The 25,086-nt window shown below is 71.8% G+C and carries 23 protein-coding genes and 1 tRNA gene; 9 read left to right on the top strand and 15 right to left on the bottom strand.

Annotated features, from left to right (window positions below; genetic code table 11):
• The first annotated feature begins 41 nt into the window (after window positions 1-41).
• A complete protein-coding gene (locus tag OP18_RS14750; RefSeq protein ID WP_033359455.1) occupies window positions 42-1,013 on the top strand; it encodes a helix-turn-helix transcriptional regulator in 972 nt (323 codons plus the stop codon).
• A gap of 72 nt (window positions 1,014-1,085) precedes the next feature.
• On the opposite strand, the gene OP18_RS14755 is transcribed toward OP18_RS14750, so the two are convergent.
• A complete protein-coding gene (locus tag OP18_RS14755; protein WP_033359456.1) occupies window positions 1,086-1,646 on the bottom strand; it encodes an NADPH-dependent FMN reductase in 561 nt (186 codons plus the stop codon).
• A 92-nt stretch (window positions 1,647-1,738) separates the two neighbouring features.
• Here OP18_RS14755 and OP18_RS14760 point away from each other — a divergent pair, with 92 nt between their 5' ends.
• From OP18_RS14760 to der, 3 genes are all read left to right on the top strand, one after another.
• Complete coding sequence (locus OP18_RS14760) at window positions 1,739-2,263, top strand: MarR family winged helix-turn-helix transcriptional regulator (RefSeq protein ID WP_063745512.1); 525 nt, start codon at window positions 1,739-1,741, stop codon at window positions 2,261-2,263.
• A gap of 64 nt (window positions 2,264-2,327) precedes the next feature.
• Window positions 2,328-2,999 carry a (d)CMP kinase gene (cmk, locus tag OP18_RS14765; protein WP_245635385.1) on the top strand — a complete coding sequence of 224 codons (672 nt, stop codon included), beginning with the start codon at window positions 2,328-2,330 and terminating at the stop codon, window positions 2,997-2,999.
• A 39-nt stretch (window positions 3,000-3,038) separates the two neighbouring features.
• A complete protein-coding gene (gene der, locus OP18_RS14770) occupies window positions 3,039-4,424 on the top strand; it encodes a ribosome biogenesis GTPase Der (RefSeq protein ID WP_211273551.1) in 1,386 nt (461 codons plus the stop codon).
• A 142-nt stretch (window positions 4,425-4,566) separates the two neighbouring features.
• Here the strand turns inward: der and OP18_RS52495 are convergent, their stop codons facing one another.
• Window positions 4,567-5,373, bottom strand: coding sequence for a hypothetical protein (locus OP18_RS52495; RefSeq protein ID WP_156089526.1), 807 nt, complete (start codon window positions 5,371-5,373; stop codon window positions 4,567-4,569).
• A gap of 144 nt (window positions 5,374-5,517) precedes the next feature.
• Window positions 5,518-5,925, bottom strand: a complete 408-nt coding sequence (locus tag OP18_RS14780) for a VOC family protein (protein WP_033359458.1) — start codon at window positions 5,923-5,925, stop codon at window positions 5,518-5,520.
• A gap of 95 nt (window positions 5,926-6,020) precedes the next feature.
• On the opposite strand from OP18_RS14780, the gene OP18_RS14785 reads away from it, so the two are divergent.
• Window positions 6,021-6,094 (top strand) — tRNA-Pro (locus OP18_RS14785).
• 678 nt (window positions 6,095-6,772) lie between these two features.
• Here OP18_RS14785 and OP18_RS14790 read toward each other — a convergent pair.
• Entirely contained in the window at window positions 6,773-9,775 is a 3,003-nt protein-coding gene (locus OP18_RS14790; RefSeq protein ID WP_156089527.1) for an AfsR/SARP family transcriptional regulator, read from the bottom strand.
• 350 nt (window positions 9,776-10,125) lie between these two features.
• On the opposite strand from OP18_RS14790, the gene OP18_RS14795 reads away from it, so the two are divergent.
• Window positions 10,126-10,575, top strand: coding sequence for a hypothetical protein (locus OP18_RS14795; protein ID WP_156089528.1), 450 nt, complete (start codon window positions 10,126-10,128; stop codon window positions 10,573-10,575).
• Between the two features lie 156 nt (window positions 10,576-10,731).
• Here the strand turns inward: OP18_RS14795 and OP18_RS14800 are convergent, their stop codons facing one another.
• The 4 genes from OP18_RS14800 to OP18_RS14815 form a co-directional block, all read right to left on the bottom strand.
• The gene (locus tag OP18_RS14800; RefSeq protein WP_081970760.1) at window positions 10,732-13,356 is read right to left on the bottom strand and encodes a tetratricopeptide repeat protein; all 2,625 of its coding nucleotides are present in this window, start codon (window positions 13,354-13,356) and stop codon (window positions 10,732-10,734) included.
• Window positions 13,357-13,578: 222 nt separating this feature from the next.
• On the bottom strand, window positions 13,579-14,574 hold the full coding sequence (locus OP18_RS14805) for a hypothetical protein (RefSeq protein ID WP_033359460.1): 996 nt from the start codon (window positions 14,572-14,574) through the stop codon (window positions 13,579-13,581).
• A gap of 298 nt (window positions 14,575-14,872) precedes the next feature.
• Window positions 14,873-15,238: a YybH family protein gene (locus OP18_RS14810; protein WP_033359461.1), complete on the bottom strand. Its 366-nt coding sequence runs from the start codon at window positions 15,236-15,238 to the stop codon at window positions 14,873-14,875.
• A gap of 1 nt (window position 15,239) precedes the next feature.
• The gene (locus OP18_RS14815) at window positions 15,240-15,953 is read right to left on the bottom strand and encodes an SDR family NAD(P)-dependent oxidoreductase (RefSeq protein WP_033359462.1); all 714 of its coding nucleotides are present in this window, start codon (window positions 15,951-15,953) and stop codon (window positions 15,240-15,242) included.
• A gap of 91 nt (window positions 15,954-16,044) precedes the next feature.
• Between OP18_RS14815 and OP18_RS14820 the strand changes: the two genes are divergently transcribed.
• Entirely contained in the window at window positions 16,045-16,689 is a 645-nt protein-coding gene (locus OP18_RS14820; protein ID WP_033359463.1) for a TetR/AcrR family transcriptional regulator, read from the top strand.
• Window positions 16,690-16,744: 55 nt separating this feature from the next.
• On the opposite strand, the gene OP18_RS14825 is transcribed toward OP18_RS14820, so the two are convergent.
• The 4 genes from OP18_RS14825 to OP18_RS14835 form a co-directional block, all read right to left on the bottom strand.
• Window positions 16,745-17,851 (bottom strand): hypothetical protein, encoded by a 1,107-nt coding sequence (locus OP18_RS14825; RefSeq protein ID WP_033359464.1) that lies wholly within the window; start codon window positions 17,849-17,851, stop codon window positions 16,745-16,747.
• Window positions 17,848-18,402 (bottom strand): RNA polymerase sigma factor, encoded by a 555-nt coding sequence (locus OP18_RS55115; RefSeq protein ID WP_162189796.1) that lies wholly within the window; start codon window positions 18,400-18,402, stop codon window positions 17,848-17,850. The genes OP18_RS14825 and OP18_RS55115 overlap by 4 nt, the downstream gene beginning before the upstream one ends.
• Window positions 18,403-18,410: 8 nt before the next feature.
• On the bottom strand, window positions 18,411-18,656 hold the full coding sequence (locus OP18_RS58630; RefSeq protein ID WP_162189797.1) for a hypothetical protein: 246 nt from the start codon (window positions 18,654-18,656) through the stop codon (window positions 18,411-18,413).
• 182 nt (window positions 18,657-18,838) lie between these two features.
• The gene (locus OP18_RS14835) at window positions 18,839-19,834 is read right to left on the bottom strand and encodes a lipid II:glycine glycyltransferase FemX (protein ID WP_052386736.1); all 996 of its coding nucleotides are present in this window, start codon (window positions 19,832-19,834) and stop codon (window positions 18,839-18,841) included.
• A 444-nt stretch (window positions 19,835-20,278) separates the two neighbouring features.
• Here OP18_RS14835 and OP18_RS14840 point away from each other — a divergent pair, with 444 nt between their 5' ends.
• On the top strand, window positions 20,279-21,613 hold the full coding sequence (locus OP18_RS14840; RefSeq protein WP_245635386.1) for an MFS transporter: 1,335 nt from the start codon (window positions 20,279-20,281) through the stop codon (window positions 21,611-21,613).
• A gap of 104 nt (window positions 21,614-21,717) precedes the next feature.
• Here the strand turns inward: OP18_RS14840 and OP18_RS14845 are convergent, their stop codons facing one another.
• The 3 genes from OP18_RS14845 to OP18_RS14855 form a co-directional block, all read right to left on the bottom strand.
• Window positions 21,718-21,942 (bottom strand): hypothetical protein, encoded by a 225-nt coding sequence (locus OP18_RS14845; RefSeq protein ID WP_156089529.1) that lies wholly within the window; start codon window positions 21,940-21,942, stop codon window positions 21,718-21,720.
• Window positions 21,943-22,173: 231 nt separating this feature from the next.
• The gene (locus tag OP18_RS14850) at window positions 22,174-22,683 is read right to left on the bottom strand and encodes a nuclear transport factor 2 family protein (protein WP_033359466.1); all 510 of its coding nucleotides are present in this window, start codon (window positions 22,681-22,683) and stop codon (window positions 22,174-22,176) included.
• A gap of 231 nt (window positions 22,684-22,914) precedes the next feature.
• The gene (locus OP18_RS14855) at window positions 22,915-23,184 is read right to left on the bottom strand and encodes a DUF1876 domain-containing protein (RefSeq protein ID WP_033359467.1); all 270 of its coding nucleotides are present in this window, start codon (window positions 23,182-23,184) and stop codon (window positions 22,915-22,917) included.
• 219 nt (window positions 23,185-23,403) lie between these two features.
• On the opposite strand from OP18_RS14855, the gene OP18_RS52500 reads away from it, so the two are divergent.
• Window positions 23,404-24,999, top strand: a complete 1,596-nt coding sequence (locus OP18_RS52500; protein WP_052386738.1) for a sensor histidine kinase — start codon at window positions 23,404-23,406, stop codon at window positions 24,997-24,999.
• Window positions 25,000-25,086: the final 87 nt, after the last annotated feature.

Genomic DNA, 25,086 nt, shown 5'->3' on the forward strand with positions numbered 1-25,086 from the left:
CGGACAGTTCCTGTCCTGAACGCCGGGCGATACTGGGGAACATGTTGGAGACCTCGGCCCGCCTCCTCGCGCTGCTGTCGCTGCTGCAGGCGCGCCGCGACTGGCCCGGGCAGACCCTCGCCGACCGGCTCGAGGTGAGCCCGCGCACGGTGCGGCGCGACGTCGACCGGCTGCGCGAGCTCGGGTACCCGGTGCAGGCCACCCGCGGCCCGGACGGCGGGTACCGGCTCGACGCCGGCTCGGAGCTGCCGCCGCTGCTGTTCGACGACGACCAGGCGGTCGCGGTCGCGGTGGCGCTGCAGACCGCGACGATGTCGGTCGAGGGGGTGGAGGAGGCGGCGTTGCGCGCCCTGGCGACGGTGCGCCAGGTGATGCCCGCCCGGCTGCGGCAGCGGGTCGACGCGCTGCAGGTGACCAGGGTGGCGAAGGCCGGCTGGCAGCCGTCGCGGGTCGACACCGCGGTCCTGCTGGCGATCGGGCAGGCGGTGCGGGCCCGGGAGGTCCTGCGCTTCGACTACGCCGGCGTGCGGGAGCTCGCCGCGGGGCAGGCCGGGGACCGGCGCCGGGTCGAGCCGCACCACGTGGTGACCTGGGGCGGGCGCTGGTATCTCATCGGCTACGACCTCGACCGGGCGGACTGGCGCACGTACCGGGTGGACCGGATGACGCTGCGCACGCCGAACGGTCCCCGGTTCGCGCCGCGGCCGCTGCCGGCGGCGGACGTGGCCGCGTTCGTGGCGGAGCGCTTCGAGGGCCACGACCCCCTGCCGTGCCGCGGCGAGGCGATCCTGCACGCGCCGGCGGCGGCGATCACGGAGTGGACCAGGGGCCAGGCGATCGTGGAGGACGTCGCCCCGGACCGGTGCCGGGTCAGCGCCGGGTCGTGGTCGTGGACCGGGCTGGCCGCGTGGTTCGGCATGTTCGACGTGGAGGTGGAGCTGATCGGGCCGCCGCAGCTGCGGGAGGCGACCGCCGCCCTGGCGGCTCGGTTCGCCCGAGCGGCGGCGGGCTGACCCGCCCGCCGCCGCCGGTACGGTCGCGGCCGGGCCCGGCGCGCCTGCCGGGTCCGGTCGCGCGTCCACGGGTCAGCCCTTGCGGACCGCCTCCAGAGCCTTGGCCCAGCTCACCGTCTGGTCGAGCACGACCCCCAGCGTGCCCTCGTGCTGCGGCCCCGGCTTGAACGACGAGAAGTTCTCGAAGTCGGTGAACAGCGACAGCGCCACCTGCGCCCGCACGTCCGCCACCTGGAGCTCGCCCATGATCAGGCGCAGGTGCTCGACCGCGCGGGTGCCACCGGCCGAGCCGTAGCTGACGAAGCCCGCCGCCTTGTTGTTCCACTCCGCGTACACGAAGTCGATGGCGTTCTTCAGCGCGCCGCTGGTGGAGTGGTTGTACTCCGGCGTCACGAACACGAAGCCGTCCAGCTCGGCGATCTTCGCCGCCCACTGCTTCGTGTGCTCGTTGGCGTACTGCCCCATCGCCGCCGGGACGGCCTCATCCAGGTGCGGCAGGGCGTAGTCCAGCAGGTCGACCAGCTCGTACTCCGCGTCGGAGCGGCGGCTCGCGATGTCGTAGACCCACTTGGCGACGGCTTCACCGTTCCGGCCGGGACGGGTGCTGCCGAGAATGATTCCGATCTTGGTCATGGCACAACCTTCTCATCGTCATGGGTGACGTGTCACCGACACACTAGCGCAGACCCACGGTGACATGTCACCCAAGGACGTAGGATGCAGGTGTGACGGATCCCAACTGGCTCGACGAGCGCGAGCAGCGCGCCTGGCGCGGCTTCCTCGCGGTCAACGCCGCCGTCCGGGGTCGTATTGCCCGCCAGCTCCAGCAGGAGACGGGGCTGTCCAGCGCCGACTACGCGGTGCTGGTCAGCCTCTCCGAGGCGCCCGGCGGGCGGCTGCGGGTGTTCCAGCTGCGCGTCGCCGCCGACTGGGAGAAGACCCGCCTCACCCACCAGATCACCCGCATGACCAGCCGCGGCCTGGTCGTCAGGGAGCCCTGCCCCGACGACCCCCGCGGCGCGTTCGTCACGCTCACCGAGGCCGGCTGGGAGGCGATCACCGCCGCCGCGCCGCTGCACGTCGCGCACGTGCGGCGCTGGTTCTTCGACGCGCTGGACCCGCGGCACGTCGAGGCGCTACTCGACCTCAACGACACCGTCCTGGCGCACCTGCGCGAGGCGGACCGCACCGACGGTGCGGCGTGTCCACCGTGCGATGTGCCACCCTCCTGCGACGACGTCCTCCCGTGAGGTAGGGCCATTGGCCGGTCAAGTACTGTCGAACAGCAGGGGTCGTCAGGGTGAAGGAGTGGGCGTGTCAGGACAGCGCGGCCAGCTGGTGGTTGCCGTCGACGGGCCGTCCGGCTCCGGCAAGTCCACGATCTCGCGCCGGGTGGCGCAGGCGCTCGACGCCCGCTACCTGGACACCGGCGCCATGTACCGGGCCGTGACCTGGGCCGTGCTGCGCGACAACGTCGACCTGGGCGACGCGGAGAAGATCCACGCGGTCGCGACCGGCGTCACCATCGGCATCGGCACCGACCCGGCCGCGCCGCACATCAGCGTCGACGGCGTCGGCGTCGACCGCGAGATCCGCGGCGCCGAGGTCACCCAGGCGGTGTCCGCCGTGTCCGCCGTCCCCGGCGTGCGGGCGCTGCTCGTGGCGCTGCAGCGGGACATCATCGCCGGCGCGCCGCGCATCGTGGTCGAGGGCCGCGACATCGGCACCGTCGTCGCCCCCGACGCCGACCTCAAGGTCTACCTCACCGCCTCCGCGGACGAGCGGGCCCGGCGCCGGAGCACCGAGAACGCCGCCAACCAGGCCGCGACCGCAGCCGACCTGGCCCGGCGTGACAGACTTGACTCGACGCGCGCCGCGGATCCACTTCGCCAAGCCGACGACGCGGTCGTGCTCGACACCACCACGCTCGGCATCGACGAGGTGGTCGAGCGCCTCCAGCGGATGCTGGACAAGGTCACCGCATAGGCGAGCGCCGGCCCCCCCGGCCGTGAACAAAGGATCCCCGTGAGCGCTGAGGCATCCACAGGTGCCGAGGTCGACGTCGACGTTGTCGATGACGTCGAGCTGAGTGTGCCGATCGTCGCCGTCGTCGGCCGGCCCAACGTCGGCAAGTCAACCCTCGTCAACCGGATCCTGGGCCGCCGGCAGGCGGTCGTCGAGGACGTCGCCGGCGTCACCCGCGACCGGGTCGCCTACGACGCCGAGTGGACCGGGCGGCACTTCACCGTCGTGGACACCGGCGGCTGGCTGCCCGACGCCAAGGAACGCGCCAAGGCGATCGCCACCCAGGCGGAGATCGCCACGCAGACCGCCGACGTGGTGCTGTTCGTGGTCGACGCCACGATCCCGCCGACCGCCGACGACGAGGCCGCCGTGCGGATGCTGCGCCGCAGCGGCCGCCCCGTGATCCTCGTCGCCAACAAGGTCGACAACGCCCGCATCGAGAGCGAGATCTCCAGTCTCTGGGGGCTCGGCCTCGGCGAGCCGTTCCCGGTCTCGGCCCTGCACGGCCGCGGCTCCGGCGACCTGCTCGACAAGATCCTCGACGCGCTGCCCGCCGCCCGGCCCACCGCGCCGCGCGAGGCCGGCCCGCGCCGCATCGCCCTCGTCGGCCGGCCCAACGTCGGCAAGTCCAGCCTGCTCAACAAGCTGGCCAAGGAGGAGCGGGCGGTCGTCGACTCCGTCGCCGGCACCACCGTCGACCCCGTCGACAGCCTCGTCGACTTCGGCGGCCAGACCTGGCACATGGTCGACACCGCCGGGCTGCGCAAGCGCGTCGCGCACGCCAGCGGCACCGAGTACTACGCCTCCCTGCGCACCAACGCGGCGATCGAGGCGTCCGAGGTCGCGATCGTGCTGCTCGACGCGAGCGAGGTCATCTCCGAACAGGACCAGCGGATCATCACCATGGTGATCGAGTCCGGCCGGGCCCTCGTCATCGCGTTCAACAAGTGGGACCTCGTCGACGAGGACCGCCGCCACCAGCTCGGCAAGGAGATCGAGCGGGAGCTGCGGCGGGTGCCGTGGGCGATCAGGGTCAACGTGTCCGCCCTGACCGGCCGGGCCGTCGACAAGCTCGCCCCGGCGCTCAACACCGCCCTGGAGAACTGGGAGCGTCGCGTGCCGACCGGCCAGCTGAACCAGTGGCTGACCGCGCTCGTGCAGCAGACCCCGCACCCGGTCCGCGGCGGGCGCGCCCCGCGCGTGCTGTTCGCCACCCAGGCCGGGGTGTCCCCGCCGAAGTTCGTGCTCTTCACCACCGGCGCGCTCGACCCCGGCTACGTCCGGTTCGTGGAGCGCAAGCTGCGTGAGGAGTTCGACTTCCTCGGCACCCCGATCCACATCACCGTGAAGCCCCGCAAGAAGAACAGCCCCCGCGGGAAGAAGTAGCCTCTGGTCGCGGCGCGGCGCGGCGCGGCAGCAGCGCCTCGACGGCCACGGCCACGACGATCAGCACGGCGAAGACGGTCAGTCCCATGCCGGCGAGTTCGGCCGGTGCGCGCCCCGGATGAGGCGCGCACCACGGCCGCACCTACGCTGCTGCCGTCTCCTCCGTCGTGCCCGCCGTGATCTGGTCCCGGGCCGCCGCCGCGCTGCCCAGGATGTCGATCTCGAGGCCCTTCGCCAGCCACGACGCGCCGAAGCACAGCACCGCCGCGGTCTCGCCGATGATGAGGCTGTACGCGTCGGGCCAGCCGAACACCTTCGTCAGCGCGATGTACGCCACCGCGCCGGCGATCCCGGCCGCGCACGTGTAGTGGAACGATCGCCAGAACCGCGGGCTGAACCGCGCCCGGTGCCCGTCGCGCCGCTGCGTCCTGACCCCCTCCCGGCGGCCGAAGAAGTAGCTGATCACACCGAGGCTCAGGATGAACGTCGCGGCGCACACGTAGTGCACCTGCTCGACCAGGCCCTCGCCGAGCTTCTCCTGCAGCGGCGACAGCGCGACGGTGCCCCCGCCGGGCCGCCCGGTCGCGAACAGCGCCACCCCCACCGCCGCGACACCCGCGACGATGCTCAGCGTGTTCTCCAGGTTCCGCTCGAAGAACTTGTAGAAGATCAGGAAGAACGCGGTGACGCAGAGGCAGCTGACGAAGATGTCCCGCATGCCGGAGTAGTAGTACGCGCTCAGCGACCCCCGGGGTTTCCCGCCCTCGAACAGGAACCCGTCGCCGAGCAGGAGCGTCAGCGGCAGCAGGAGCCCCATGACGCCGATCAGGGTGCGCATGAGCAGGAACGAGCGCAGGTAGAGGATCCGGGACTTCAGGTTCTCGTCGGCCTGGTCCTGGCTGGAGTCGGGACGCTGCGGAGCGTCCACCGGTGGGGTGAGGTATCCCATGGTGCCCTCCAAGTGGTGTCACCTAGAGAGAGCGCGCTGTGACGTCCCTGATACGTCCAGCTCACCACGGATAACTGCGCCCCCGCCATCACCCCGCTGCGTCGTGCCCAGGTGCGGGCCGGTTGCGTCCTTCCCCCGGGCGGGTCACCCGTCCTGCCGCCGCGGTGGCCCCAGCAGGTCCCACTTGTTGCCGGCGATGTCCACGAAGACGACGACCTGGCCGTACACCTCGGACCGCGGCTCACCCACGAACTCGACCCCGGCCGCCCGCATCCGCGCGACCGCCGCCCCGAAGTCCTCCACCCGCAGGAAGAACCCGACCCGCCCCTGCACCTGCGCCCCGACCGCCGCCTGCTGCCGCTCACCGTCGGCCTTGGCCAGCAGCAGCCCCGTGCCACCACCCGGCGGCCGCACCACGACCCACCGCTTCGGCTCCCCGGCGTTCGTGGTCGAGGGCGAGTCCTCGGCCAGCTCGAAGCCCAGCACCTCGGTGAAGAAGGCGATCGCCGGGTCGTACTCCCGCACCACGAGCGTCACGAGATCAAGTCGCATCCCCGCACCCTAGTTGGGACGGGGGATACTCGTGCGCGGGATGGGGAGGGCATGCGCTAGTCTGTAGCGGCTGCACCGGACGGCGTCCGGGTGCACGGGACGTAGCGCAGCTTGGTAGCGCACTTGACTGGGGGTCAAGGGGTCGTGGGTTCGAATCCCGCCGTCCCGACAGTGCAAGGGTTTTCGCAGGTCACAAGTCTGCGGGAGCCCTTTTTTCGTGTGTGAGCAGTTCGTCGAGGTCGAGCACGCCGCTGTTGGACCCCTTGACTCGACGGATGACGAGATGCTCCTGCTCAAGATCGAAAGCTCACCGAAGGTCTCGTCGGCGACTGGTCCGGACCCTGACACGCAGGACGTTGAACAAGCACAAGGGACTGCAGCAGTTCTTCAAGTACCTCGTTGACAAGGACGAGATGGACTGGTCGCCGATGGACCGGGTGAATCAGCCGAAGACGCCGACTACAACACCGGCGCCCGTCTGCACGAGGTCGGCGATCTGTTGCTGACCGACCTCGACATGAACACCGAGTCCGTGGGATTACGGCAAGGGGCCGAAGACTGCACGGGCCTTGAGTAAATACCTGCGGGCCCCGGGCGAAACGCCGTGACGTCGACCAGGTCCCGAATGTGTGATCGGCCGAGCGTGGCGCCCCGGCCGTTGCTGCCGAGGTGTCGCTCATCGGCAGCAGCCGTACAAAGGCGAACATGCTCGTGAGCCCCAGGTAGGGCAGTCGCAGTAGCACGTTGCATCATCCTGGCGTACCCCGTCTCGCGGTCTTCGGCAGTATCCGAGAACCGGCAGGTCACCGCCCATGGATTGAGGTTCCGGGACCTCCAGGTCAACTGATCACAGGGCCAGGCTGAGCGCGGCGAGTGTATCGGCTTCCAGCAGCCGGTACCCGGCCGCGCGGCTGATCGCGAGTGCCCGCCGGGCGTAGGTGCGGGCCTCGTCGGGGCGGCGCAGGTCGACGAGTGCGAGCGAGAGCCCGCTCAGCGCCGCGGCGTGGTGGTAGCCGTGCACCGTCTCGGAGGACAACTCGATCGCCTCGCGGTACCGGACGGTCGCGGCCAGCGGATCCGCCAGCGCCCGGTGAGCGGTGCCGAGCATGCGCAGTGCGCCGACCTCGTTGCCGAGGTCCGTGACCAGGCGGGAGATGGCCAACGCCTTGGCGGCCGTGTCGAGCGCCGCATGGTGCTGTCCGGCTTGGTTCTGTACATCGGCGATGTTCACCAGCGCAGTGGCCTCGCCGTGCAGGCTGCCGGCCGCACGGTGCAACGCCAGCGCCTCGTTGAGATGCCCCATGGCGGTCTCCACCTGGCCCATGCCCGCGAGGGCGGACCCGAGGCCGACCAGTGCCATGGCCCTGGTGCCGCGGCCCCCGGCACGGCGAAGCCAGGCCAGGGTCAAGGTGTACTGCTCGACGGCGCGCCGCAGCCGGCCGGTCTGCAGGTAGACCAGACCCAGGTTGGTCAGCGCCGCGGCGACGCCTTCCTCGGTGCCGATCTGGTCCGCCAGCTCAAGGACTCGCCGGAGGTACCGTTCTGCCTCGCCGAGCCGGCCGGAGTAGCAGCACAGCAGGCCGAGGTTGTTCAGGGTGCCGATCTCGCCGCGGGTCCATTGCGCGCGGCGGCACAGGGTGAGCGCCCGCGCCAGGTGCTCCGCTGCCTGGCGGTGGTCCCCCATGCTGTGGCGCGCGTTGCCGAGGGCGAGCTCCCCCGCTGCCTCCCCGGCAGGCGCTCCCGCTGCCGCGGCGGCGGCCCGTGCGGTGCTGCCGCACGACAGCCAGTCGGCGATCTCACGGCGGTGCCAGAAGTGGCCGCGCATGGCATCGGTGAGCAGCCAGGCCATCGACGGCGGGCCGTGCTCGGCCGCGTGCCGGATGGCAGCCACCAGGTTGGGTCGCTCGGTATCGAAGAACGCTGACGCCGCGGTCGGATCGTCCAGACCCGTCGCCTCGTGTGTCAGCGACGGCATGGGCAGCCGGGCCATCTGCGGGTACAGCGACCTCGCTGCGGCGTCGGCGGCAGACAGGTACCAGTCGTACAGCCGCCGTTGCGCCAGCCCCTGCTCGATGTCGTCGGATACCCGCTCCTTGGCGTAGTCACGGAGCAGGTCGTGCAGCGCGTACCGGCCGGATACGCGCTGCTCCACCAGGTACGCGGCAGTCAGCTGGTCGAGCAGCCGGCGGGCCTCCTCAGGTGCGGCGCCGGCCAGGGCCGCCGCCGCGGCGGCAGTGAAGTCGGGACCGGGCACCAGGCCGAGGAGCCGGAACAACCGCTGTGCCTCGGGCCTGAGCGCCGTGTACGAGTGGTCGAACGCGTCGCGTACCGAAGCTTCGCCGTCGCCGTCGATGCGCAGCGTGTCCATGCGGCCGACGGCACGCAACTCCGCGAGGTAGTCGGCGACGCGCCGGTGCGGGTTGTCCACAAGGTGGGCGGCGGCAATGCGTAACGCCAACGGCAGACAGCAGCACGCCCCGGCGAGTTCGAGACCGGCCGAAGACTCGGCCTGGATCCGGCGGTCGCCGACGATCTGGGACAGCAACGCGACCGCTTTGTCCGGCGCGAGTACGTCGAGCACCACCCGGCGGGCACCGTCCCGGGCGACGAGGCCGCTCAGCCGATCCCTGCTGGTGATCAGGGCAAGGCTGCCGGGGCCACCGGGCAGCAACGGCCGGATCTGGTCTGGATGGTTGGCGTTGTCAAGGAGCACCAGGACCCGCCGGTCGGCGAGCAGGCTGCGGTACGCGCCAATGGCCTCGTCGAGCTCGTCCGGTACCTGCTCGGCGGGCACGCCCAGGTCGCGGAGCAGCCGGCCGAGCGCGTCGAGCGGCGGTGTCGGCGTTGCGGCCGAATAGCCGTGCAGGTTCAGGTACAGCTGCCCGTCGGGAAAACGGTCCCGCACTCGATGTGCCCAGTGCACCGCCAGGGCGGTCTTGCCGATCCCCCCGGAGCCGGTGATCGCGGTGATCACCACGGTCGCGGTCTCGTCCAGGATGGCGTCGAGCTGGTCGAGCTCGCCGGCCCGGCCGGTGAAGTCCGCCACGTCGGGTGGCAATTGCGCCGGCACGCCGGCGGCGGCGTGAGCGGAGGTGGTGCGGACCAGCTCCAGCGTCGGATCGGAGCGGAGGATCGCCTCGTGCAACCACTGCAACGCTGTCGCGGGCTCCACCCCCAACTCGTCGGCGAGCAGCGCACGGCCCTGCCGGTACGCCTCCAACGCCTCCGCCTGCCGGCCGGCGCGGTACAGGGCCAACATCAGGTGCTCGCGCAGCCGCTCCCGGTACGGCTGCGCCTTCACCTGCACGGTCAGGTCAGCCACCAACTCGAGGTGCCTCCCCAGCTCCAGTTCGACGCCGACGTGGTCCTCGACCACTGCCAACCTCTGCTCTTCCAGATGCTGCGCGTGTTGCGTGACCAGCGGCACGCCAGTGATGTCCGCGTACGGGGCCGCGCGCCACAGCGCAAGCGCGTCGGCGAAGCACGCGCTCGCGGCGACAAGATCCGACTCCCGGTGGGCGGCGCGGCCCTTCGCGGCCAGCTCGGCGAAGACGTGCTCGTCCAGCTCGCCCGGGCTTACCAGCACCGCGTACCCGGCGGGCGTGTGCCGGACCCGCTGGTCATCGTCGAGGGCCTGGCGCAGCCGCCGGATGTAGATCTGCAGGGTCTTGCGGGCGCTCGGCGGTGCCGCACCCTCCCAGATCGAGTCGATCAGGACATCGACCGGGACCGGCCGTCCCGCGCTGCACAACAGGACGGCCAGCACCCGACGCAGCATCGGCGCATGCAGCCGGATCTCTTTGCCACCGCGCGACACCGTCAACGGCCCCAACACGTTGAACTCAATCACTGCGTCCCCCGCTTTGATCGGCTCGCTCGGCCACCAAACTAGGCCGGGGTCGCTGACAGCCGCAACCACGCCGCAACCGAGGCGCTACCGCCGGCACACGAACTCGGCATTGCGCTCGCGGTGACGGCCACGCTCGCCGCCGCGCCGGCCTCGCCGCGGTTGCGGCCGAGCCAGAACGCCCACACCACGCGAGGCATTGCTCTCACAAGTCGCAAGGCCTGCGGATTCGCAGAGGAACGAAGTGACGCAACCGCGCCGCTACCGATGCGCAAGCGGTGCGAATGACGATTACCGCCGACAGAAAGCGGCCCACGAGACCGCCTCAGACCTATCGAGAGGCTCAATTCTTCATGCGCGACACACGTCCCTCTACGAACAGCATCAAGAAGAGCAAGAAGAGCAAGGTGAGCATCGGTGTCGCCGCCACCGTTCTCGCGGCCGCGACAGCCGTCATCGCCACGCCGGGTGCGGCGTGGGCGGCGTACGACAGCGTCTACTGCGACGTGAGTTTTCCCTCGAAGACGACCTGTGTCACCACGCCGGACATCTACCCGCACTCCTCCCAGTACTGGCTGCGGTACCGGCTGCCGTCGCTCACCGCGGTCAAGCTCGTCGACCGCACCACCGGCACCGTCGTCGCGCAGACCGGTTCCGGCCTCACCGCGAACGACGCCTGGCACACCTACTACGGTCTCAACGCCAGTCACAAGTACCGGCTCGAGGTCGCCGTGGGCTTCTCCGCCGGTGGGCGCTCCCGGCTGGCCAACTGCACGACCAGGCCCGACGGAAGCTCCTGCTGAGGGATGTCGATGTGACGAGCCGGCCCTGGGCGGGTGCCCAAGGCCGGCTCGGACGTCGGTGCATGGGGACAGTTCTCGCACCCGTCGGCGACGTCATCCGGCGGCAGTACGCCGAGATGGCCGCGATTGCCGTCCGCCGGCGCGGCAGAGGGTCCGTCAGTCGCGTTGGTCGTCGCCGGTGCGGGGTGGCGCGCCGAGGGCGGCGAGGCGGGCGGCCACGTCGTCGGCATCCGGTGAGCCGAGGCGGGTGTGCAGGGCCAGAGCGTGTTCGTAGTGGTGCCGGGCGCGGACGAGGTCGCCGAGCAGGTGGTGGGCGCGGCCGGCACCGGTGTGGGCGCGGGCCTGCTGATCGGGGATGACGCTGGTGCTCAGGGCCGTGATGTGGTGGGTCAGCGCGTCGGCAGGGCGGCCGGCGGCGAGGGCGGCTTCGCCCAGGCCGTTGAGCGCTCGGATTTCGCCGCCGCGCTCACCTGACTCCCGGAAGAGGGTGAGGGCCTGCCTGTGGAGCGCGATGGCCTGCTCGGGCCGGCCGAGGTGGGTCTGGACACTGCCGAGGCCGAACAGCGCCCAGGCTTCCCCGCGCGGGTAGCCGGCCTGTCGGTACAGGGCCAGCGCCTGCTCCTGGCGGTCGGCGGCTTCCTGGTAGCGGCCCAGCCCCATCTCGGCGAGGCCGAGGTTGTGCAGCGCCATGGCTTCGCCGATGGTGTGGGAGGTCTGTCGGTACAGGGCCAGTGCCTGCTCGAGGTGGTCGGCAGCGGCCTGATGGCGGCCCAGGTGGTCCTCTGCGACACCGAGGTTGTGCAGCGCTATGGCTTCGCCGGTGGTGTGGGAGGTCTGTCGGTACAGGGCCAGCGCCTGCTCCGAGCGGTCGGCGGCGGCCTGGTAGAAGCCTCGATGGTCCTCGACGACGCCGAGGTTCGTCAGCACGCGGGCCTGGCCGACCAGGTCGCCGGCCTGCTGGAACAGCGCTGACGCCTGGACGAAATGCTCCGTGGCCAGCTCCAGCCGGTCGAGGCGACCGTTGGTGGTGCCGAGGCCGAGCTGCGCGTGGGCCTGCCCGGCCAGATCACCGGTCTGCCGGGCGGCGTCGCGGGCGTGTGTGTGGATGGTGAGCGCGTCGATGTAGTGGCCGCTCTCGAGGTAGCGGTACAGGGTCATCGACAACTGCACGGTGTGGACGGGCCAGCCGTGGGTGGCGGTGTGCGCGGCGGCGGCCACCAGGCAGGGCCGTTCGGTGTCCAGCCACCGCCGGGCGGCGCCGGGGCCGGTCAGGTCCGGGGTCGGGGTGGTGGCCGGCGCGGCGGTGCCGGGCCGGCTGTGGGCATCGACGAGGCGCAGCTGTTGCGTGGCGGCCGCGGCGGTGACCAGGTAGTAGTCGAACAGCCGGGTCGACGCCGCCCGGCGGTCGGCGTCGGCGTCGTGTTCGGCGGTGAGGGTGGTGGCGTAGGCGCGGAGCAGGTCGTGCATGCCGTACCTGGCCGGGCCGGTGGGGTGCACGAGGTGGGCCCGGGCGAGCCGGTCGAGGGCGAGGCGGGCCTGCGACAGGCTGGTGTCGGTGAGCGCGGCGGTGGCGTAGGCATCGATGTCGGGGCCGGGGTGCAGGCCCAGCAGCCGGAAGGTGCGGGCGGCGTCGGCCGGCAGGTGGCGCATCGACCAGGAGAACACCGCCGTGACGGCGGCGCGGGGGTCGCCGTCGGCGGCGAGCAGGTCCAGGCGGTGCTGCTGGTCGGCCAGTTCCATGACCAGTTCGGCCAGCGGGGTGGTGGGGCGGGCGACGGCGAGCTCGGCGGCGATCCGTAGCGCCAAGGGGAGATGGGCGCATTGGGTGGCGAGGGTGGTGGCGGCGTCAGGGTCGACGTCGACGCGGTGGCCGATGAGCCGGCGCAGCAACGTGATCGCGTCGGCCGGGGGGAGCAGGTCGAGGTCGAGGCGGTGGGCGCCGTTGACGGCGACCAGTCCGGCGAGGCTGTCCCGGCTGGTCACCACCACCAGGCAGGAACCGGTTCCAGGGAGGAGGGGACGGACCTGGTCGACGGTGGCGGCGTTGTCGAGCGCGATGAGCAGGCGCCGGCCAGTGAGCTCGGTGCGGTAGCGGGCGGCGCGTTCGTCGAGGTCGGCGGGGATGTCGGTGCCTGGCACCCCGAGGGCGGTGAGGAACTGGGCCAGCACCTCGGCGGGGGTGGCGGGCTGGTCGGGGTCATAGCCGCGCAGGTTGACGTACAGCTGCCCGTCGGGGAACCGGTCGAGGGTCTGGTGTGCCCAGTGCACCGCGAGGGCGGTCTTGCCCACGCCGGCCGTGCCGGCGATCGCGGCGATCACCACCGCGGTCGGCCGGTCATCGTCGTCGAGCAGCTTGGTGAGCTGTCGCAGCTGGTCGGTGCGGCCGACGAAGCCGGCCACGTCGGCGGGCAGTTGCGCCGGAACGGGTCGTCCGTGCGCCGGGGGAGTGCCGGCGGCGCTTGTCGGGGCCTCGTCTGCGGGCCGCTGGTCGGTGCCGTCGAGCGCGGACTGGCAGAACCGGTCCCGTTCGGTGCCGCTGAGCGCGAACGCGTCGGCCAGCCGTCGTACCGTTGCAGGCCGGGCGCGGCCGGTCTGGCCGGCTTCGAGGTTACGGATGGTGCGCACGCTCACACCCGTTGTGGCTGCCAGGTCTTCCTGCGTCATACCAAGCCGCCGGCGGTGGGCCCGTACCTGCGCGCTGAACATCCGATCCTTTCCGTGCCGGCCCCAGCACCCGCTGGGCGAGGACCGGCGCATCGGCCCGACCGGTGCCGTGCCCATGATGCCGACTGGCGAAGTTGCCGGTCAACTGCCGCCCATTGACCTGGCGGTCACCACCGCGTCCGGCGATCGTAAGGGGATGTCCGGCGGAGGTGCCGATACCAGGTATCCGCACTTCCGCCGGGAAGACGCGCGCCAGGGTCATGGGCCGGCAAACGGGGGCGGCCCATCACCCTGCGGGCGCGGCATCAGGGTGCCGGAGGGCACCCGCCGGGGCTGCCGTCAGTGCGACGGTGCCTTCGGTCCTGCGGCGCGCCGGCCGTTCTCCCTCCACCATGCCGCGTACGTGCCGTCCCAGGGCAGGGGGTCCCTTCGTACGCCGTCGGAGCGGTACGTGCGCCGGGTGGGGAAGACGGTGACGGCCATTTCCGCCTCGGACTCCAGGGATGCGAGTCGCACCTCGTCGAATGAGTCGTCGACCGGGACGATCGGCCGGCCGCTCATGACGACGTGGATGTGGTCGAAGATGCCGTGCTCGAACGAGTCGAACACGGTGATCGTCAGGAAACAGGCGCCGAGCGGGTTGGGTGGGTCGGGTCGCTCGCGGGCGACCGCCCATTCCGCAATGGTGTGACCCGCTCCCCATTCGAACAGGGCTACCTCTCCGGGTCGCAACAGGCGCTCCCGCTTCGCCGTGGTCGCCTCCACGAACTGCGCCTCGTCGGCGAGTCGTACCCGTGCGGTGGTCGCGCCCTCGTTGATCAGTACACCCCGGGTCTGAAACCACAGCAGCCGGGTCCGCTCCTCATTTCGTGGGAAGAGCCGCGCCGGCGAGGCTGCTTCGGCCTGCGCCACGGATCGATGGTCGAGCAGTGGCAACTCGTTGCCGTAAGGCATCCGATCACGCGTCGCATCGATCAACGGAGGCCATTTCGGCGCCTCGAACAGCGCGACGACGAGGGGAGCCCGCTCGTCCGTCCTGGCGCGTGCCGCTTCCCGGACCGCCGCCGTGGCGGCTTTGAGGACCTCCTGAGCGAGGGCGACCTGCTCGTCGGCGGCTTTCGACTGCGCCGTACCGAGCTCGACCTGCTGCTGCAGCTCCGGCAGCTGCTTGGCGGCGGTGCGGGCCGCGGCGCGCCCCGCGCGGGCGGCCGAGGCACCGGCGACCGCCGCGGCGACCGCACCGATCGCCGAGATGATCTGAATCCCCTCCGCCAACGTCAGACGACCGATGCCGGCTGTCAGCGCATCCCAAAAAGCCCACACGTCAAGGCCCACTTCCGCAAGAGACTCACCTGTTGCGGCCGGGCCCGTGCCGGGGCTCGGCCGCGCGCCGATCGGGATACGACCTGCCCCGCCCGGGAAGGGATAAGCACCTGACGCCGGGGTGACGGCTGCAGCCGGGGCCCGGCGCGCTGGTTGTGGTCCGTGCCGCGGCCGCCGTGCCCGGTGAGGGTGAGCCGCGGGATGGTTGTGGCGTGCAGGAAGGCGCGGCCGACGGGCCGGGTGCGGCGGCAGGATCGGCCCGCCGCGGGCCGATCCTGCCGCCTGGGATCGTCGCCCCGACGTTCCGGTCTCAGGGCAGTCGGGAGACCTGGTAGTGGTTGATGTACCAGTCGTCGCCGACCCGGCGCACCAGCACGCCGAGGCTGACCGCGAGCGGTGGCCGGCCGTCGGTGAACGTGAAGTCCACGGCCAGGTAGCCGAGCACCAGGTCGTCGGCGAACCGTCGGGTCTCCATGATCCGGTAGTCGGCGGCGAGGCCGAGCGGCTGGGCGGCGTAGTAGGCGGCGACCGCCGGCCGCCCGACGCCGTAGGGGTGCAGGCCCTGGAAGATCGCGTCGGTGGTGAAGCAGGCGGCCACGGCTTCCGGTTGGTGCGCACCGATCCCGGCCCGCCAGCGGTCCAGCACGCCGCGCAGGATCGCCTCGTCGTCGCCCATGTCAGTGCCCCGCGCTCTGGCCGCCGTCGACGTGCAGGATCTCGCCGGTGACGAACGGCGCCTGCTCCAGGTACAGAATCGCGTCCACGACGTCGCTGACGTCGCCCAGCCGGCCCATCGGCATCAGCCCGGCCAGCGCACCGTGCGTCTCCTGCGGGTGCATCGGGGTACGCACGATGCCAGGGGAGACGGCGTTGACCCGCACGCCGCGCGTCGCCAGCTCGATCGCCAGGGACTTCGTCGCCGACTGCAGGCCGCCCTTGGTGAGCGAGGTCAGCACCGAGGGCACGCCGGAGCTCGCGTTGTCGACCAGGCTGGTGGTGATGTTGACGATGTGCCCGCTGCCCTGGGCCAGCATCCGTTCCACCGCGAGCTGGGTGATGCGGAAGAAGCCGCCGAGGTTGGTGCCGAGCACCGCCGCGTAGTCCTCGGCGGTGTAGTCGGTGAACGGCTTGGCGACGAAGATCCCGGCGTTGTTGACCAGGGCGTCGACCCGGCCGAAGCGCTCGACGGCGGCGGCGATGACCCGCTCGCCGGTGGCCGGGTCGGCGATGTCCCCGGCGACGGTGACGACGGCGGGGTCGCCGGAGTGGCCGATGCTGCGTGAGGTGGCGACGACGGCGTAACCGAGCTTGCGGTAGCCGCCCACGACCCCGGCCCCGATGCCCTGCGAAGCGCCCGTGACGACGGCGACCCGTTGCATCTGCTCGCTCATGGTGGACCTTCCCTTCCCTTGTTCGGTCACTCGAAACTAGACGACCGGTCTACTATTTGCCAATAGACGACCGGTCGGGAATCGTTGTGGCATGGGACGCACCAGCAACGCCCGCGAGAAGATCCTCACCGCCGCGCAGGAGCTCATCGAGGTCCGCGGCTACACGGGGCTGGGCGTGGCCGAGATCTGCGCGGCCGCCGGCGTGCCCAAGGGCAGCTTCTACTACTTCTTCGAGTCCAAGGAGGCCCTCGCCCTCGCCGTCATCGACGAGCAGGGGGCGCGGCAGGACCGCGAGTGGCGGCGCATCCTGCAGGATGCCGCGGCGCCGCTGGACCGGCTGCGGGAGCTGTTCGCCAAGACCGAGGCGGACCTGCGGGAGGGTCAGCGCACGTGCGGCACCATCACGGGTTGCCTGTTCGGCAACCTGACGCTGGAGCTGTCCAACCAGACCGAGCCGATCCGGGCCCGGCTGCAGCAGATCTTCGACGCCCAGGTCGAGCTGGTCGCCGGGGTCGTCGCCGAGGCGCGGGCGCGCGGCGAGGTCACCGTCGCCGACCCGCGCGAGGCGGCCCGCTCGGTCGTGGCGCAGCTCGAGGGGCAGGTGCTGTTCGCGAAGCTGTACAACAGCACCGGGCGCCTCGACGCGCTGTGGGCGAACTGCCTGGCCCTGCTCGGCGCGGTGCCGGTGGCCGCCGGCGCCGGCGGAGGTTCCGCAGGAACGCGTGCCCGGCGATGACCGTCTGCGTGCCCGGTCGGTCCGCGGGCCGCGCGTCGGTCTGCGCCGGCGTCACCTACGTTCGCCACAGGTAGATGTCCAGCGTCACCAGGTTCTCGTGCGCGGCAAGGCTGACGTACTGCCGGTATGCGGTGCCGTCGAACGTGGCTCCCGATGCACCCAGGACAGCGTTGACTGCAGCGGCGACGGCAAGGGCGGAGGCAGGACCCCTGTCCAGCGCACCCCCGTACGTGAGCACCAGACCGGCACGACGCCCGACCATCCTCGGCGCCGTCAGCACCTGCTGCCGGAGCGCCTCCGCGGCATCGGCATGTCCGCTCAGTAGCCCGGCTGCGTCGACCGTCACCTGCATGCTCACCGGTTCGAGCTCCAGCGACGTCTCCGGCGACGCGGGTGAATGCCCGGAACGAACGAGGTAGATGTCGATGCCGATCGAATCCGGCGCACCGTCGATACCGATCATCGACCGGTAGACGGCATCGTGGAACGCGCCTGCCGATGCGGCCAGGACGGCGTTGACGCGGTCGGCGACAGCCAGGGCCTCCGCGCCGCTACCCCTCTGCAGACCACCATAGGTGAGCACCAGAGCCACGCGACGTCCGGCGATGCTCGGTTCGTTCAGCACCTGCCGTCGAAGCGCCTCCTCGACCGCGGCGTCTCCGCTCAGCAGGCCAGGAACGTCGACGGTCAGCCGCATGTTGACCGGTTCGGGGTCCAACACGCTGTCCGTCGCCGGCGTCACCGTCGGTGAGGTTTGCGGAAGTGAGGGCTGAAGATCGGCGGGTCGGTCGCCTCGGGAGCCGACACACAGCACGATCGCGATGACGGCGAGCGCCGTCGCCACGAGCAGACGGCGTCCGCGAGGAACGACGGGCGGTTCCGCCGAGCCGGAGCGTCCGTCCGCATCGACGACATGCGGGTGCTCGATGACGACGAGCGGTGCAATTTCGTGTCGCCGGCCGCCCGGCCAGCGTGCGATCCGGGCGAGCAGCCGCCGGATCGGGCGCTGCGCGTCGCGGTCGCGGCGCGCGCGACGGGCCATGAGGTCCGCCATCCCCGCGTTCACGTCGACCGTCAGGTGTCGCTGGACGGCGTGCTCCGCGTCGGTCACCGCGCGACGCACCCGACCGTTGCCGTCGTCGTCCCGCCGCTGAAGGGTCATGACCGCTCACCCCCTGCGTCGGTCAGCGGCTTGCCGACGCCGCCGGCAAGTCGCTTGCGGACGCGTTGCATGTGCGTACGTACCGCAGAGGCGCTGATGCCCAGCACGGCCGCGATCTCCTCCGCCGGCATGTCGCACAGGACCGACAACGTCGCGATCTCCCGCTGCCGGCGTGGCAGTGTGGCGAGGAGTCCGTAGGTGTCCATCCGCTCGATCGCCTCGACGTCCAGCGAGACGGCGCCGGAGTGGCCGCGCCCCGCCAGGCGGGCCACGGCCCTGGCCCGTACCGCGAGACTGCGCCAATGACGCCGGGCCAGGTTGACCGCGATCGCCACCGTCCACGCGACATTCGATTCCACCGACCGGTCGCGCCGCTCGCCCCATTGATCCATGATCTGCACCATTGCGTCCTGCGCCAGCTCCTCGGCCAGATGGACGTTGCCCACGACCAGGAACATGCGGCCGACGACCCGACGAAATGCCTGCTCGTAAAACTGGTCGAAGCCAGTCAATGGTGGGCGCCGTGCAGCATCCGGGACCGGGTCGGCCATGGCATCCATCATCGTATTTGCCGCGCCGCGCGCCGCCGGTTCCGGCGCAACCCGCGGCGTCCTGTCCGCTTCTCGACGGTCATTTCGAGCGAATATTGCGGCTCTCGCGACGAAACAGACACTTTCCATCCAGGTCGGGCTTCGCGAATCAGCCGTTCGGCGCTGCGAAACCTGCTCCGCTCCCGCATCCAGCGCACCAGCGCCAGCAAGAGCGGCAACCCGAGTGCTGCCAGCGACTCCCAATGTGCGATCACTGCGAGGCTCCTTCCGTCGCATGCGAAACGTTCACGCCTCGGACGAAAGCTGACTCGCTCGACGCCTGGCCCGGCGTCTACAGTCCAGTCAAGATTCTTTGTGGAGCGCATGGCGGCGCGTGCTTCATTCGAACACCGGTGCGCGGACCTGGAAACCCGCGGGGTGACAGCAGGGCCGGGGGTCAGCGGCGGGTCGCCGAGTACGCCAGGTAGACCGACCGGTAGGCGTGGTACAGCGGGCTCACCGGCAGCTCCCAGGTGCCGAGGTAGTACCGCCGCTCGCCGCCGAAGGACAGCTTGAACCTCGTCAGTCCGGCCCACGGATGGTCCGGCTCGTCCGGGGGTGCCACGCCGAGGGAGTCGAAGATCTTCTGGCCGCGGTCCTGGGCGTCCAGGAGCATCGTGGCGCGCATGATGGCGCCCGGGTGGGCGTACCGGTGGGCGTGCATGCTGCCGGAGTGGCCGACGTGGCGGGTGGTCGGGCTGTCGAAGACGATCGCGGCGGAGACCGGTTCGTCGTGGTGGTAGGCGATGTACAGGGTGGCCGCGTCGCGGGGGAGCAGCACCCGCGCCATGGTGCGGAAGTAGTCGTCGGGGTGCTGGACGATGTGGTTGTGGGCGGCCACCTCGTGGACGACCATCAGCAGCGCGTCCACGTCGGCGGGGTCGTGGCTGGCCTCGATGCGGACGCCTGCCCTGGCGGCGTTGCGATACCGCTGCCGGTTGTTCTTCGACATCTCCTTGAGCAGCCGGTCGCGGGGCTTGGTCAGGTCCTGCTGCAGCACCAGTGACGGCTGGATCTCCCGCAGCGCCGGCCGGTGTCTGAGCCGTCGCAGGTCGGCCTTCGTCACCGGGGCCCACGGCTCCATCCGGACGAAGAGGGCGCCCTGGTGCTGGGCGAGGGCTTTGAGCTCCTCGGTCGCGTGCTGGTAGCTCTCGATGCTTTCCGCGACCGGGCCGTACGGGCAATAGAGGCGGGTCGCCTTGTTGGACCGCTCCAGGATGGCGAAGCACTGCCAGCCGGGGCCCCGGCCGAAGAACAGGTGCCGGCCGAGCTGCCGGTTGAACGCGGCCCAGTGGGTGCTCTGCAGGAAGTGGCCGCCGCGGGCGAACAGGTCGTCGTCCCACGAGGTGCCGGGCACCTCGGTGGACCACGCGATCGGGGAATGCTGGGACATGCGCGGAGGGTCACCTTTCGGCGAGACAGCAGGTGATCCGGTGGCGCAAGGCTAGGGAGGCGGTTGTGCGGATCCGATGAAGAACCCACGAACGGCCCGGATCGGACCGGAACCCGACGCGGGCTTCACAGGTTGCTCACGATCGGCGGTGCCGGCCGGCGGCGCCGTCCGGGTCCTGATGGCACACCTGGTGCCGTTCGGCGGGCCGGACGCGTGCCACGAGATCGAGGTCGGGGTGCGGCTCACGGTCACCCCCGTGCCGGGGCCGCCCTCGCCACGACACCGCGCAAAGGGCCACTGAGCAGGAAATACGCGGCATTCCGCGGAAACGTGAAGCGCTTCACGATCGTCGCCCCCGGCGTGCCGTCCCGGCCGAGGCGTCTGCAGCATATGCGGACCGAAGGAGTGATTCGGGCATAACGCTGCCCGGGTGCTCGCCTCGGTGTGGTAGCCGACGCCGGGGACCGGCACGGACGGTGCACGCGGGTCGCCGCTGCCGTCCGACTGCACAGAACGGACGACGACCTGCGCACCCTCTTCATCGCCCTGCGTGAACGCAACTTCCGGATCTGGATGGGCGCCGGCTTCGTGTCGGTCAGCGGCACCTGGATGCAGTCGCTCGCCGTCAACTGGTACGTGCTGCAGGCCACCGGATCCGCGGGCCTGATGGGCGTGGCCCTGCTGCTGCAGTCACTGCCGGTGCTGCTGCTCAGCCCGTGGGCCGGTGCGCTCGCCGACCGCGTGCCCGGCCGGCCGCTGCTGCTGTGCACCCAGCTCGTCCACGCCGGCCTCGCCGGGCTGCTCGCCGCGGCGGCGTGGAGCCACGTCGGTGGGCTCGGGGTCGTGTACGCCATCTCCGTCCTCGGCGGTGTCGTCAACGCCGTCGAGGGGCCGGCGATGGGCCGGTTCGGCTCGACGATCGTCGAGCCGGGCGCGCTGACCAACGCGCTGTCGCTCGGCTCGCTGGTCAACTCGTGCGGCCGGATCCTGGGCATGGCGCTGGGTGGCGTCGCGGCCGCGACGGTCGGGCCGGCGCCCCTGTTCGCCGGCAACGCGGTCAGCTTCCTCGGGGTGGTCGTCGCGCTGCTGGCCATCAGGCCCCGCCTCGGCGGCGCCGGCCGGGCGCAGATCGTCCACGACGTCGAGATGGCGGGTGTCCACGGTGTCCGCGCCGGTCTGCGGTACCTGCGCCGGCGACCGGTCGTGCTGATCACGCTCGGGCTGGCCACGGTGCTCGGCAGCCTGGGCCGCAACTACCAGGTGACGATGGCGGCGATGAGCAACGGTCCCCTGCACATCGGGGCGTCCGGCTACGGCCTGCTGTCCATGTGCTTCGCGGCCGGCACGGTGCTCGGCGCGCTCGTCGCGGCCTCGCAGTCGGACCTGGGCTATCAGACGCTGATCGGGGCGGGGCTGGTCACCAGCCTGCTGCAGGTGTACTCCGGGCTGTCGAGCGGGGTGTGGAGCTTCGCCGCGGCCATGGTGCTGATCGGCGCGGGTGCGGTGCTGATCGACACCACGGTGTCGGCCCGGGTGCAGTTGGACACGGACACCGGGATGCGTGGCCGGATGCTCGGGGTCATGTCGGTGACGGGTTCGCTCGCCGGCGCGCTCGGCGCGCCGCTGCTGGGTTGGCTCTCCGAGTGGGTCGGTCCGCGCCAGACCCTCGTCCTGGCGGGCGTGCTGACCACGGGGGCGTGCGTCGCCGCCGGTCTGGCGCTCAGTGGTGCGCGGCGCCGCTGGGCCGCACCGGTGTACCCCGAGCCGGTGACCCCCTGACCACCGTCCCGGCACATGCGAAAGGCCAGCTCAGCTGGCCTTCGTGTGGTGTGCGTATTGATGTGTGGTGCGAGGTGGCGCGGCTGGCGGGCCGGGCCGGACCGTCAGGCGGCGGCGCCGGCCAGCGCGGGCGCCATGGCCCGGGCGCACAGCTCGCGGGCCCACTGGATCCGGCCCTGTGCGATCTCGGGCCGGTCGCCGAACACCTCGGCGGCGCGGGCGTAGCACTCGTCCGCACCGAGCTGTCCGAGGGTGCGGTGAACGGTTTCGCGAACAGTGGTGTCGTCAAGGTCGCTGAATGCGGAAGCGTCGGAGACGAACAGGGCCATGCTCAGCAGCGGATCGACCGGGCAAGTCGTCATGGGGATCACCTGTTCAAGGGGTATCGAATGGGTCTGTATCCACCGTCCCTCGTACCGTTGGGTGACGGCCTCGGCGCCAGCAAGACTGTCCGAGTGCGGGTTTCCGCACCCGCACATACCAGCTAGCAGGGGTGCCCTCCGCGCCGCGCCGCCGGGCGGCGGCCGAGGGGCGAGACATCGCATCCCGGCACCCGCCCGTCAGCCACCCTCCTGGGCGTGGCCCTCGTCGAGCGCCGCGCTGAGCAGGTCCCGGGCCTCGGCGCCGCCGTCGAGCTGGCGGTTGACCCGGTGGGTGACCTGCCAGCCCCGCGCGGTGCGGACGAACTGCCAGCGGTTGGCGCCCGTACGCCAGATCCGGAAGCTGTCGGTCGTGTCGTCGCGGAGCACCAGCTGCGAGTAGGCGGTGGCGACGGCCCGGTCGCCGGCCACCTCCACGTGCGGCAGGCCCTGCAGATGCGCGGCGCCGGCGTGGATGAGCCGCTGGTGCAGCTCGCCGTCCACCATGGCCGCGATGGCCGCGCGGCCGTGCAGCACCGCCGGGTAGGTGTCGTAGACGCCGTCGTCGGTCCACAGCTGCGCGGCCGGGCCCGCGGAGCCGCTGTCGACGGCGGGACCGTACGTGGCGAGGATCTGCATGATGGCGAGCCGGTCCTCCAGGTCCCGCACCCGGCGCCGCAGCTCGGCGATCGCGTCGTCCTGCTCCGGCATGCCGTACCTCCTCGACGGTGTCCGCCTTCGTGCCGCCAGGAGGGCGACCGCGGCGGTGGGGCGACGCCGTCGCCGCCCCACCGCCGGCTGATACCCGGCTCAGGCGCCGGTGAACGCCGCGGCCTGCCCGGCCCGCCGCGCGGCGCGCCAGGCGGTGCCGCGAATGTCCTAGGATGCTCCAGGGGTTGGGCTTCCGCTCACGCGCGGGCGGCGCCGTCCGCCGCCCGCGGCTCACCCGGCCAGGTGTACCGGCTCGCCGGACGTGGCCTGGATGTCGGTCGCGGCCGCGACCAGCACGCGGTGCCCGAGGTCGGACAGCGCCCGCGCCACGGCCAGCTCGTCGCCGATCTCCGGGACGTCCTCGTCCGCGGGGTTCAGGCGCGCCTCGCCGTACCCGCGAAGCTGGGTCGCGTCGCCGGCCTCCAGGCGGGCCTCGGCGTACGTGCGGCCGTCGTCCTCACCGATGGAGACGTCGACATTCCAGTGCTTGGTGGTCACCATGGCAGCCTCCTCGTCGTCCTCGGGCCGGCCGGTGCCGGAGCGGTGGGCTTCCCGCGCTCTTCCCACGGCGGCGGGGTTCACACCACCGATGTCGCGGCGGGTGCGGGCGGGGTGAAACCGGGGATGGTGGCGGTACCCCCGCGACGGTTCGCGGCGCGGTGGACGCGGTAGCGTAAGCGCATGTCGTTCTGATCCGCTTTTGGTCAGGATCAACCCATTTTGCTGCACAGACCCTCGCCGACCCCGCTCGCCGTCGCCGCCGTGTCGGTGGTCGCCGTTGTCGGCTTGGCCAGTTCGGGGCTGCTGGGCCGGCGGTGGTCGCCGTTCCTCGACGACGTCGGCCAGTTCACGGCCGCGCTGGCGGCGACCGTCGCCTGCTGGACCACCGCCGGCCGGCACACCGGCGGTCAGCGGTGGTGGCGGGTGTGGATGGGCGCCGGGGCCTGCGGCTGGATGGTCGGGCAGTTCTTCTGGACCTGGTACCGGCTGGTCAACCACGCCGGGCTGCCGAGCCCGTCGTACGCGGACGCCGGGTACCTCACGATGCCGGGGTTCGCGCTCCTGGCGATCATCGTCCTGGCCGCGGACCGGCCGACGCACGGCCCGCCGCGGCGGCAGCGCAACCTGCTGATCGTGCTCGACGGGCTCATGGTCGTGGGGGCGCTGTTCGCGCTCGCCTGGGCCACCGCGCTCGGGGCGGTGGTGCGCACCGGCGCGGCCACCCCGCTCGCCTACTCGGTCGCGATCGCCTACCCGGTCACCGACCTGCTGCTCACCATCATGATCGTCCTGCTGGTCACCACGACGGCGACCGCGCCGAACCGGTTCCAGCTGGTCCTGCTCGGCGCCGGGCTGTGCTCGCTGTCGTTCTCCGACACGGTCTTCGCCTACCTGGTGACCAAGGGCGCGAACAGCATGTCGCCGCTGGCCAACTCCGGGTTCGTGGCGGGGTTCGCGCTGATCGCCGTCGCCGCGCTCACGCCGGCGCGGGAGGGGCGGCGCTGGCCCGCGTGCCCGCACGCGCACTGGGGTCACCTGCTGCTGCCGTACGTGCCGGTCGCCGGGACGGTCGTGCTGCTGGTCGTGCAGCTCGTCCGGGACATCGGGATGGACAGCGTCGAGGTCGTCGCCGTGACCGCGGTCATCGGGCTGCTGATCGTCCGCCAGGCGGTGGTGCTCGTGGACAGCGCCAACCTCGTGGCGTCGCGGGCGCGGCTCGTGCTCGCCGCCGACCAGACCCGCCGCCGGCTCGAGCGCGACCTGCACGACGGCATCCAGCAGCGGCTCATCTCGCTGGGGCTCGACGTGCGCAGGATCGAGGCGACCGTGCCGCCGGACCTGCCGGAGCTGCGCGAGGAGCTGGTCGGCCTCGCCGAAGGGCTCAGCGGCGCGGTCAACGACGTGCGGGAGCTGTCCCGCGGCGTCCACCCGGCGATCCTCGTCGGGGGCGGCCTGCGACCCGCCCTCGGCGGGCTGGCCCGCCGGGCGGCCATCCCGGTGGAGTTGGACGTCCAGGTGGAGGGGCGGCTGCCGGAGCCGGTCGAGGTCGGCGCGTACTACATGGTGACGGAGGCGCTGACGAACGCCGCGAAGCACGCCCAGGCCACGCTCGTCCACGTCGCCGTGCGGGTCCTGGACGACTACCTGCGCCTGACGGTGAGCGACGACGGCGTCGGGGGCGCCGACCCGAAACGCGGCACCGGCCTCACCGGACTGATCGACCGGGCCGAGGCGCTCGGCGGCAAGCTGACCATCGAGAGCCCGGCCGGCCGGGGCACCCGCCTGCAGGCCGACCTGCCGCTCGGCGAGCCGTGAGGGCGGTGGCGCCCGGCGCGCGCCTGCGGCCGGGGGCAGGTCACCCGGATCGGGTGGTGTTGGGGGTCGGGCAGCAGGCGAACGGTC

The sequence above is a fragment of the Dactylosporangium aurantiacum genome (genome assembly GCF_000716715.1).
Lineage (GTDB): Bacteria > Actinomycetota > Actinomycetes > Mycobacteriales > Micromonosporaceae > Dactylosporangium > Dactylosporangium aurantiacum.